Annotated in this window: 8 protein-coding genes; 5 read left to right on the top strand and 3 right to left on the bottom strand. The window is 43.6% G+C overall.

Translation table 11 applies throughout. From position 1 onward, the window contains the following. Positions 1-67: 67 nt before the first annotated feature. Positions 68-1,060, bottom strand: coding sequence for a LacI family DNA-binding transcriptional regulator (locus tag NST25_RS26230; protein ID WP_076128039.1), 993 nt, complete (start codon positions 1,058-1,060; stop codon positions 68-70). Positions 1,061-1,432: 372 nt separating this feature from the next. Here NST25_RS26230 and gtfA point away from each other — a divergent pair, with 372 nt between their 5' ends. Further along, on the top strand, positions 1,433-2,875 hold the full coding sequence (gtfA, locus tag NST25_RS26225) for a sucrose phosphorylase (protein WP_340392802.1): 1,443 nt from the start codon (positions 1,433-1,435) through the stop codon (positions 2,873-2,875). A gap of 86 nt (positions 2,876-2,961) precedes the next feature. Here gtfA and NST25_RS26220 read toward each other — a convergent pair whose 3' ends face one another. Further along, positions 2,962-5,196, bottom strand: coding sequence for an AraC family transcriptional regulator (locus NST25_RS26220; RefSeq protein WP_340392801.1), 2,235 nt, complete (start codon positions 5,194-5,196; stop codon positions 2,962-2,964). 502 nt (positions 5,197-5,698) lie between these two features. On the opposite strand from NST25_RS26220, the gene NST25_RS26215 reads away from it, so the two are divergent. The 3 genes from NST25_RS26215 to NST25_RS26205 all read left to right on the top strand — a co-directional run bounded on the left by NST25_RS26215 (position 5,699) and on the right by NST25_RS26205 (position 9,158). After that, positions 5,699-6,574 (top strand): ABC transporter permease subunit, encoded by an 876-nt coding sequence (locus NST25_RS26215; RefSeq protein WP_094903677.1) that lies wholly within the window; start codon positions 5,699-5,701, stop codon positions 6,572-6,574. An 11-nt stretch (positions 6,575-6,585) separates the two neighbouring features. Next, a complete protein-coding gene (locus NST25_RS26210; protein WP_036685379.1) occupies positions 6,586-7,479 on the top strand; it encodes a carbohydrate ABC transporter permease in 894 nt (297 codons plus the stop codon). 68 nt (positions 7,480-7,547) lie between these two features. Then, a complete protein-coding gene (locus tag NST25_RS26205) occupies positions 7,548-9,158 on the top strand; it encodes an extracellular solute-binding protein (RefSeq protein ID WP_139329889.1) in 1,611 nt (536 codons plus the stop codon). A gap of 77 nt (positions 9,159-9,235) precedes the next feature. Here the strand turns inward: NST25_RS26205 and NST25_RS26200 are convergent, their stop codons facing one another. Continuing rightward, positions 9,236-10,117, bottom strand: a complete 882-nt coding sequence (locus NST25_RS26200) for an AraC family transcriptional regulator (RefSeq protein ID WP_076306995.1) — start codon at positions 10,115-10,117, stop codon at positions 9,236-9,238. Positions 10,118-10,279: 162 nt separating this feature from the next. Here NST25_RS26200 and NST25_RS26195 point away from each other — a divergent pair, with 162 nt between their 5' ends. Continuing rightward, complete coding sequence (locus NST25_RS26195; RefSeq protein WP_340392799.1) at positions 10,280-11,677, top strand: MATE family efflux transporter; 1,398 nt, start codon at positions 10,280-10,282, stop codon at positions 11,675-11,677. Positions 11,678-11,752: the final 75 nt, after the last annotated feature.

Below are 11,752 nucleotides of genomic sequence, written 5' to 3'. Positions count from 1 at the left end.
TTAATGAAGTAATACAAAAAAGGCAGGCCACCGCTAATTACGGTAGTCTACCTTTTTAATAGATACGTTAAGTAGTCTCTCCCTTAATAAGAGTTACGTCTACAGTAGTGTTGTTGATTAGCTCTCCGTCAGCACTTTCGATCATTTGCAGGAGAGTATTGGTCAGCATGACCCCGATCCGATCACTAGGTTGCATAATGGTAGTCAATTTAGGACTCTGAAGCATGCGGGTAAAGCTGTGGTAATCATAACCGATGATTTTCAGTTGCTCGGGCACTCGAATGCCTTGCTGTTCAGCATAAATGTATAAAGCATAAGCCACAATATCATTACTGCAAAATACTCCGTCATATTCTCGAAGTTGGGCCGGAGAGATATTTTCGGTGACAAAGGACCAAAAATAATCAAAGGTAAGCTTGTTGTGCGCGCCTTCGATAATATCGTAAGTTACACCATGTTTCATACTTGTGATGACAAAAGCATCCCGACGGCGATTCGCTAGAATATCCAGATCTAGCGGGCCGGAGATATGTAGCAACCGTTTACAGCCCAGCTGTATCAAATGTTCGGTAGCTAGCTCACCACCGCGGTAATTATCCGATCCCACACAAGGGATATTGGAAGAAATAAAACGGTCAAAAGAGACAATAGGGAAAGGGACCTTTTTATAGCTTTCAATATTCATGGTGTGGCTGCACATGATAATGCCATCTACTTGATTCTGGCGAAGCATGCTAATATAGTTGGCTTCCTTCTCAGGATCGTCAAGAGAATTACATATTAGCAATTTATAGTTTTTTTCATTAGCACTCATTTCAACATACTTGATGAGATCGGAAAAGAAAGGGTGGTTCGAATCTGGAACAATAATCCCAATAAAAAAGGATTGATTCTTCTGTAAGGCTCTGGCGATTTGATTAGGATGATAATCTAAGGCGTCCATCGCTTTTTCAACTTTTTTTCGCGTCTCTTTGCTGATATATCCCCGGTTGTTCATTACTCTGGACACGGTAGCTACAGCAACGCCCGCCTCCTTGGCAACATCTTTAATACTTGCCATACCCTCATCCCCGTTTCATAAAATGCTCTAATCTATATTCTACAACTTTCTTGGATTGTTGACACTAATCGAGACTAACAATTGTAAAAGCATAGATAGTTTTTGATAGTTATAATAGGTATGTTATACGTTACCACAAATATATGGATATAATATTAAAAATCAATAATTATACCCATATTTTATTGATTTAATTATATGAAAACGTTTGACATATTATTTGCGCATCTATAAAATTGGTTTTGAATAAACCTTCATCTAGGGAGGAACAAGATTGTTAGGAGAACGCTTTCATAAGTTGCATTAGTTTGATGATTTCTCAGACCTTATGAAGCAAGAGTGTATAAATTGAAATAGAAGGAGAACCTCAATATGCAGATTAAAAATGAAGCTATGCTTATCACTTACGCAGATAGCATGGGAAACAGTTTAAAAGAACTAAACGAAGTACTGGATACACACTTGCAAGGAGTCGTGGGTGGGGTTCATTTATTGCCGTTTTACCCCTCTTCGGGCGACCGGGGATTTGCTCCGATGGATTATACCAAGGTTGATTCGGCTTTTGGCGACTGGGCGGAAATCGAAGAGATGAGCGAGAAGTTCTACATGATGTATGATTTCATGATCAATCACATTTCACAGCAGTCTCCATACTTTCAAGATTTCCTTGAGAAGAAGGATGCATCGCAATACAAGGATTTATTTATTCGTTACAAGGATTTCTGGCCTAACGGTGAACCAACTGAGGTTGATGTGGATTTAATTTATAAACGTAAACCGCGGGCGCCATACGTAGAGGTTACTTTTAAAGATGGGACGAAGGAAAAGGTTTGGTGTACGTTTGATGAGCAGCAGATCGATCTGGACGTGACTACCGAAACCACGAAGAAATTCGTGAAAGACAATCTGACCTTCCTTGCTGATAAAGGAGCATCGATTATCCGGCTGGACGCTTTTGCCTATGCCAACAAAAAGATGGGTACCAACTGCTTTTTCGTAGAACCGGATATTTGGGAAATGTTGAATTTGTCTAAAGAAGTAGTGGAGCCTTATGGCGTAATTGTTCTTCCGGAAATCCATGAGCATTACAGCATTCAATTGAAGATTGCAGACAAGGATTATTATGTCTATGATTTCGCCCTGCCAATGTTGGTATTACATGCTCTATACAGTGGAAAAGTAAATCGGCTTGCGCATTGGCTGGAAATCTGTCCGAGAAAACAATTCACTACCCTGGATACACATGACGGCATTGGCGTGGTGGATGTTAAGGATCTGATGACCGACGAAGAAGCTGAAATGACCAGAGAAAGCCTATATAGCCAAGGAGCGAATGTTAAGAAAAAATATAGCTCCGCCGCTTATAATAATCTGGATATTTATCAAATTAACTGCACTTATTATTCTGCACTTGGCAATGATGATCAGGCGTATCTTTTGGCCAGAGCTATTCAGTGCTTCGCCCCTGGTATTCCACAGATTTATTATGTAGGTCTCTTCGCTGGCGAGAATGATATTGAACTGCTCGAAAGCACAAAAGAAGGACGCAATATTAACCGCCATTATTATTCTAAAGATGAAATTGCTGCTGAGGTACAACGTCCTGTTGTTCAAAAGCTGTTCGCATTGTTGAAATTCAGAAATAGCTGTCCAGCTTTTAATGGTGAGATCAAGATTGTACAAGGTAGTGAGAATGAGCTGAACATCACTTGGAAAAATGAAAACAGTGTGGCGAAGCTTGAAGCTAATCTGTTGACCAAAGAATATACCATTCTTGCAGGTGAGAATGAAGCAAATATTGCGAAGGTATTTTAATATTTCACATGATATCGAAGGGTGTTCCAAAGGCCAATGTAATGGCTGCTGGAGCACCCTTCGTTTTGGAGTATAGGTGATTCATGTTATGAACTGTTTTTGGTCCGTCTGAATTCTATTGGTGTAAGGCTGAAGTTGCGTTTGAACATCCGGTGGAGATAAGAACTGCTAGTGAAGCCAGTTACTTCAGCAATATCCGATACCGATAAATCACTTTCTACAAGCAGGCGGCATACTTCCTTCATCCGTACCTCCATAATGACATCCACAATAGTGGTTAGGGTCTGCTGCTTATAAAGTCTGCTGACATAGATTGGAGACATATTAAGTTCATCGGCAATTTGGTTCAGACTCAAGCAAGGGTCCGTGTAAGATTGCTGAATGGTTTGGTTGATTTGCCGGATTAGATCGCTTTGCTTGGAGCTGCGCTTATCCGCTTGGAATTCCTGAATATGCTCGAAAAGCTGGTAAAAAGCCGCTTCAAATTCTTCTATCGTTTCATAATGTTCAAGCGAAGGCATCACCATCATCCCTTCGGTGGAGGTAGGACTAAGCTTCTTGATGTTATCGACGATTCGTTTAATCGTTAGCGTCACCCTTGAAACAGTAAGTTCCAGCACATGATAGGGATATTGCTCCATTTCACGTACCATTTCGGAGAAGTGACTGCGGGCTTCGTCTGTTCTGCCACTTGTGAGCGCATCGACCAGCTTTTTTTCGCTGTCAGCCGGGTAGGAGTAAAGATTGTTCTGAAGCTCGCTAATGCGCTCAGCATTGATCAAGCTGCCATGACCATAAAACAGTCTATGTTTGGAAGCTTCTCTGGCCTGACTGTACAGCCGGTTTAGTACATCTGGATTATCACTGATGGGGCTGTACACTAACGACAGTCCGATTTTTAGATAATCACAACAGGCCACGCGGATCTGCCGCAGCAGCACTTCAATTAGCTCGGTATCCAGATGTTCAGTGGAGGTCATGCTGCTAAGCAACATTACCACGCTATCGTCATTCATATCTACAGTTTCCACCTGATAAGTCTGTCCACAGATCTCTGAGGCAATATTCATGATGGCAAACTTGTACGGAAGGAGATAAGAGCCTCGTTCCTTTCGCAGAGCTTCGTACTCATCAATGCGTAGTAATACTAGCCGGTAGCCCTCGTTTAAATTAAAAGAAATACCCAGCTGTTGAACATCATTTTGCCGGCTGTTATGAGGAGATTTAATGCCAAGCACCAGATTGCGTAATGAATTCTGCCTGATCGTGAACATGCTGTTGCGTTTATCTGCCTCAAGGGTGTTCATTCGGCTTACGATCGAATCAATCGGCAGATAAAGCCGTTTGGACAGTACCCTAGAAATAACAAGACCGAACAATAAAATAATTAAAGAAATCAGAAGCGTAGTATTGCGGATATGATTGGTCTGTTCAGTAATTACCTCATAAGGAGTAATGCGCACATATTGCCAGCCAAGCGAATCGGGCGAAGTATAGGACACCAGTGATTTATTCCCTCTAAAAGGGGCAGTAAAATAGCCGGCAGAACGTGCTTTTACTTGATGCTCCAGCCAACTGTTTTCATCCCCGGAGAGCTTCTCCAATGTCAGCTTATTCCCCGACAGAAAACGGCCTTGGTCATCCAAAATGTAGGTACTGCCACTACCGGGTGTATTGCCGTTAGCCAGTTCTTTATTGATCCAAGCCGCGGATATGTTAACAATAACCGCAGAGTTAATAGAGCGGTCCCAATTGATCGCATCATAGCAAAGGTAAGTATAGACTGAGATGGTTTTTTTCTCAGGTTCATCTATGGAATAGGTTCGCGGAATCGGCGTAAATGTTTTGTAATCCTGATAATGATTCAGCATCTGAATAATTTCAGTGTCCACCAGTTCGCGGGTGGTGAATACGCCATTCTGGCCCTGTGCTGCCGAAATATAAACCGTGTCATTATTCGGATTATATACATAGATGGATTCAATATAAGGCATGGAATTTAAGTAGTTTCCGAGATCGGACATCGCCGCGGTTACCTCATAAATAGAGGGCTTGTTGTAGAACAACAGATGAGAAATCGTGCTGGTTCGATACAGTTGAAATGAAAGCGTTTGCGCGACTTCAGCCATGTTGACCACTTTTTTGCCAGTCTGGGTCAGATCCCTTAGATCGGAGCGAAAGGTTTGCGTCTTCTCGACGCCGATGTAGTACGTATAGTAAACAAAAGTAGAGATAAGAAGGGTTAACGATATGCACAGGGTTATGGTGGTGAGCAGCTTGCCATACAGTAGTCTTTTTCTCCGTAGATCATTATTCTTCATACCGTCCCCCCTGATCATCATATGACTTACTCGGACAAGACTCTGGATGAATTCATATTATGAAGTTCCTTTATTATAAGTCCCAAGAGTGAACAGAACAGTGGAGCAACCTTAGAATCCTGCATTTTTCCAATCTGAAGGGAGTGAACAAATTAAATATTCGTGTACAAAACAGTCTTTTCTACAAGGATTATAAGGAGTTAGCGAAGCTTGAGAAGCTCAGTGGGTCTCCGAAGACTTTTACATAAACATCCTGATTGTTCAGTTCCTGTTTCGCCAGTTTGTGCAGTAAGGCTTGTAAGCTTCACTTCTGTGTTCAGAAGAATCCCCCTATAGTGGAATTATGCAGTTTCTATATTAAGGGGAGTGAGAGATCTTGAGCCAAACCTCATCCAAAGGAATTTCAAACGTCGAACTTGGCATCCAGACTGATGGTAGAGCACGCTTACGAACGACAAGAAAGAAGAAAGGATTGTTGTATGAGCTGGTGCACAATCGGGTAATGTTTCTGATGCTGCTGCCCACCTTGATCTTTTTTCTGGTGAATTCCTATTTTCCAATGGTAGGCATCTATTATGCGTTCACTCAATTCGACTTCAACAGCAGCATGTTCAACTCCAAGTTTGTGGGATTACAGAATTTCGAGTTCCTCTGGAGATCCGGTACGCTGGTGAAGCTCACGATGAACACGATAGGATACAATATTGCTTTTATTGTACTAGGGAATGTGCTGGCAATTGTCTGTGCGATCCTGCTGAGTGAGCTCAATGGAAAATGGTTTAAAAAGATTAGCCAATCGGTAATGTTTCTGCCTTACTTTGTATCCTTTGTAATTCTCAGCGTAATTGTCTACAACTTGTTTAATTATGACAGCGGTTTCTTAAATACAATGCTTACCCAATTTGGCCTTGATCCGGTCGACGTTTACAGTAAACCTTGGGCATGGATCTTTCTGATCATTATCTTTTATCTATGGAAAAATCTTGGCTACAGCATGGTGATTTATCTGGCGGCGATTACGGGGATTAGTGACGAATATTATGAAGCGGCCAAAATTGATGGCGCTAATATTTTCCAACGGATTTGGTATATAACGGTGCCGATGCTGAAATCAACCTTTGTGGTGCTGCTGCTCTTTGCGCTCGGGAGTATTATGAAGGGCCAATTCGATCTTTTCTATCAATTAATAGGCAATAACGGGCTGCTCTACAATACGACGGATATCCTTGATACCTATGTATACCGTTCGCTTAAAGTAACCTTTGATGTGGGCATGGCAACGGCTGCCGGGGTCTATCAATCCTTGTTCGGCTTCGTCCTCATTATGACGGTCAACTACATTATCCGCAAAATAAACGATGACTACGCCCTGTTCTAGGAGGATAAGAAATGAAAATTCAAAAGGATAAATATACGCGAATGCTTCATTGGATTGCCTATGTGGTCATTATTGGCTTATCGATCGCTTGCCTGCTGCCCTTTTTGCTAATTATCTCTGCATCTTTGACCAGCAATGAGTCCATTATTCGCGATGGCTATCATCTGATTCCGGCACAGTTCTCACTGGAGGGCTACAAGACGGTATTCATCTTCCCGGATGAGGTGCTGCGGGCATATGCGGTCACAGTCAGCACAACTGCTATTGGAACGGTAATGGGACTTTTTTTCATGACTATGGCGGGTTATGTACTGGCGCGTAAAGATTTTAAATATCGAAATAGCTTTTCCTTCTATATATACTTTACGACTTTGTTTGGGGGAGGACTTGTCCCGTGGTACATCATGATTACGAAATACCTCGGTCTGCTGGATTCCTATGCGGTACTGGTGCTTCCAGGTCTGATGACGCCATTTTTGATCATTTTAATGAAAAACTTCATCAAATCAGCAGTTCCTGAGGAATTGTTCGATTCTGGCAAAATAGACGGGGCCGGTGATTTCCGGATTTACTGGCAGATTGTACTCAAGCTTTCCATGCCGGGCATCGCTACAGTCGGTTTGTTTCTGGCTTTGTATTACTGGAATGACTGGTTCACCTCTTCACTGTTCATCAATGATACGCATAAATATCAGCTGCAATTCTATCTGTACAATGTTATTAATTCAGCACAGTTTATCGCACAGATGGGGGCGGGAACCGGGGTGTCACTGGCTACGGAGGTCCCTGCTGAGTCTACCAAAATGGCGATGGCAATTGTCGTGACGGGACCTATTCTTTTTCTGTACCCGTTCGTTCAGCGTTATTTTGTCAAAGGCCTGACCATCGGCGCTGTAAAAGGTTAGAACCGCAACCTGCCCACTACCGGGTTAAGGTACAGTCGGCTAACATAGAAGCATAGTGAAAAGGGAGGATTCAGATGAATAAACAACGGGGCAAACGCATGTCTATTCTGCTTACGTCAGTACTGGGCTTGACGCTGCTGGCAGGCTGCGGGGGGAATTCTAATTCTGCAAACGGAGACAATGCGGCGGTAAAAGAGAGTAATAGCGGAGGAAACACAGCACAAAGTACGAACGCAGGGACGGAGGAGAAGACCGGACTGGACACTTCCAAAAAGGTCGAGCTGCAATTCTATATGCTAGGCGATGCGCCGAAGGACCTCTCAAGCATTGAAGCGGAAATTAACAAAATGGCCGAAGAGGATCTGAATGCAACCGTTAAATTCAACTATACAACCTGGACAGATTGGGATCAGAAATATAAGCTGCTGCTGTCGTCGGGTCAATCAATCGATCTGATCTTCACTGCGGACTGGACACAATATCAGGCTTATGCGAAAAAGGGAGCTTTTTTAGCTATTGATGATCTGCTGCCTAAAGCTGCCCCAGAACTCCAGCAATTCGTACCACAGGAAATGTGGGATGCTGTGAAGATTGATGGCAAGATTTACACCGTTCCAGCGACTTATAAGGAGTATGTAACGAACGGCTTCGTATGGCGTGAGGATCTGCGCAAGAAATACAATCTGCCTCAGCCGACAGATCTGGCTAGCTATGAAGCATACATGGAAGGAATCAAGAAAAATGAACCGCAGATGTCACCTGCTTCTTTTAACAGTGATGTAAGAGGTAACATTCATGATGTATATTCAACACTTACCGCACAGGTCGGCAGTCCCCTGCCTTATGGTATTGGTATTAAGTACGATGATCCTTCAAAAGCTTATCTGTATTGGGGCTCGGAGGAACATAAAGAAGAGCTGCTGACGATGAGACGCTGGCAGGAAAACGGATTGATTTCCAAAAACGTCCTGAACTTGAAGGATACCATCCAGGCTCCGATTATCGCGGGCAAGGCAGCAAGCATCTTCGGAGATAATCCGACTCGCTTCAACGATACGTTGATGAAGGTGAAAGCAGCACATCCGGATTGGGATCTAGGTTACTATCCTTATGGCAATACCATTGGTTATGCAACACCAGTTCATCCTATTCATAATGGTTTCGCCATTCCGAAGAGCAGCAAGAACCCTGAACGTGCACTGGCCTTCTATGAAAAAATGGTCATGGATAAACGTTATAATCAGCTGACACAATACGGTGTGGAAGGAAAGAACTATAAAATTGATGCGAACGGCTACTATGAACTTATTGGAGATGCTTCAACGAACGGTTTTACACGCGAGGGAATGAATGGCTGGGCCTGGCGGAATCCGGAGTTCATGCTATTTGATAAATCCTATGATGGCGTGAAGGAAATTTTCGCTGAGCTCGACAAAATTCAGAAGCCGGATATTTTCACCGGTTTTGCTGAGGATTATACCTCTTATCAGGCGGAAAAAGCAGCACTAGAGCAGGTGGAAAAGCAATACCTGTATCCATTGCAAGCTGGATTAGTAGAGGATGTTGATGCGGGTTTAGCCACCTTTATGGAAAAGGCTAAGCAAGCCGGTCTTGAGAAAATCCAGACCGAATATATCAAGCAATGGGATGCTTATGTGCAGGAGAAAGGTTTGAAATAATAAAAGTAGCAAGGGATGTTCCTTAAGCCTAATGGCAGGGAGCATCCCTTTTTTTGTGTTCTTTAACGTACTCAGATTTACGAGAAACGTTGACGGAATTCCCGTGGAGTGGTTCCTTCTATTCGAATAAAGCTGGAGCTGAAGTAAGGCGCCTGATTGAAGCCAACTTCCTCGGCTATACGGGCAATTGTGTAGCTGGTCTGCATCAGCAAAAGTTTACTTTGCTGAATCCGATAATGCAGCAGATATTCCATCGGCGCACAGCCGTATTCCTTCTTCATGCAACGAGCGATATATACAGGGTGAAAGCTTAGACTTTCCCCGAGCTGCTGCGCAGTGATATGCTCACGAAAATGGCTGCGTAAATAGGAGGCCGCTTGCTCTGCACATATTTTGGAGGGCGAGGGGCGCTCATGGCTGAGGGAGGCGGATAACTGCTGTATAACCTCCTGAAACAACAGCTGCTGCTGAAATGGAGTATCGCTTAAATGGGAATTAGGCACAAGCTGATTCAGCTGCGAGAGCAGCTCTTCCATCTTGGACGGCTGCAGCAGAGTTGTATATTGAGGCAAGCGTAAGCTAAACGGCCGGATATCAAATTCGTCAGATTGCAGGGAGTTCTCTATTTTGACGTTGTCTTTCTCAAGCCTAGCAGTCGTATCCTCGGTCATATTCCAGTCGCCCACCGTTTGGAAATGCAGCCAATAATAAGAGGTGGATTCCTTGCAGCTATCCGTACTGAAATGATGGCTGTCTGGACGAAGTAAGAGCGCCTGACCTGCTTTTACTTGAAAAGGGAGACCGCCTTCACTCATATATAAACAGCCTTGTTTAACTACAAGCAAATCGAACACCCGGGTATTATGGCGGCTCATATGATAATGGCCGGGGGAGAAAGTATGGAATCCGCTTACAATGTAGTACAGCAACGGAGGAACGGTGAAGTTCAAGATGTTCATGTCAGAAGCTCCTTTTAGTGAGGTTGGAATAATGTAATAATTGGTTTGAAATCTGTACCATCATCCAAAGTATATCATCTATAATTTAGTCTGACATAATGAATAAAGATGTTATTTTTTAGGCTAAGTCTGTAGGTATGGTTTACGAGGAGGGTTTGTATAGTGAAAAAAGAAAGACAGGGTTTTGGGCTCTGGGTATTGGCTTGGCCTATATTTATAGAGGTATTTCTACAGACTCTGCTGGGTACGGTAGATACATTAATGGTCAGCCGTATCTCTGATGATGCAGTCGCCGTAGTCGGCATTTCCAATCAATTGTTCGGTGCATTGACCACACTTTTTACAACATTTGCGGGTGGAGCGGGGATTCTGATCGCACAGAGAATGGGCTCCAAACGTTTTGGTGAAGCGCGCACGATTGCTATTATGGGGGTAACGGTTAGCCTCGTGTTGGGGATTGTCGTGAGTATTGTATTGTTTTTCTATGCGGGCCCTATTGGTGGGGTTCTAAATATAGCACCTGAGCTATTGTCACTTTCCAATGTCTATATCTCCTACGTCGGCGGTGGACTTTTTATGGTAGGGATGATCGCTTCCCTCGGTACCGCTATCCGGAACACAGGGAATACCAAAGGGCCGATGTACACAGGGATTATAATCAATGTCATCCATATAATTCTGAACTATATTTTTATATTTGGTGTATTCGGTCTGCCACAGCTAGGCCTTGCGGGCATCGCGATCTCCAGTATTGTCAGTAGACTGGTCGGAGTGATTATTCTCTACTCCTTATTCCGGCGTTCTTTCGAGATCAAGGTTAGACTTAGAGATTTCCGTATATTCAATGGCAAGCTGTTCAAGCAAATTCTGAAGATTGCCTGGCCTCTCGGGATCAATTCTTCCTGTTGGGTATTCTCCCAGCTTATTGTGTATTCCTTTCTGGCTGCACTTGGAGCCGAAGCGTTAGCAGCACGCACGTATCTTAACACCCTGGAGTCCTTTTGCTTCACGCTTGGTTATGCTTTTGCGCTGGCGGGGCAGATACAGATTGCTCATTTATTCGGAGCAGGCAAACTGAAAGAAGCTTACCGCAGTGCATATCGTACACTCTTCATTGGTTTGAGCATTGTGTCAGCTAACATGCTGTTACTATTCCTGTTCGGAAAACAACTGCTCGCTTATTTCACATCTGATCCGAAAATTATTGCGATCGGGGTTTCTTTGTTAGCTCTAAATCTATTGCTACAGCCCTCCAAAATGCTGAATATGGCCCTCGGCAACGCGCTGAATGCCATCGGGGATACGCGTTATACGATGTATACTTCCATCGTGTCTATGTCCCTCATTGGCGTGGGCTGCTCCTATTGGTTAGGAATCAGCTTCGGCTGGGGACTCATAGGAATCTATTGTTGTATGATAGCCGACGAATTGGTGAGAGGTTTGCTTGTTTTGGCGCGCTGGAGGGGGCGAAAGGTTCTCCGACAAGCAGACACCGGCTTGAGTGAAGAGAATGCTTCACTACATGGAGCGGGGAAAAGAAGCGCCTCGTTAACCACATAAGCGGGACTCTATAAGCCCAGCTTGATGGGCAATGGAGTGGTTTTAGAGTCAGATGTTGTTTGTGGAGTAGTGTTT

The organism is Paenibacillus sp. FSL E2-0190 (assembly GCF_037992965.1).
Taxonomy (GTDB): Bacteria; Bacillota; Bacilli; order Paenibacillales; family Paenibacillaceae; genus Paenibacillus_AQ; species Paenibacillus_AQ odorifer.
This window is presented reverse-complemented; position numbering and strand designations above follow the sequence as displayed.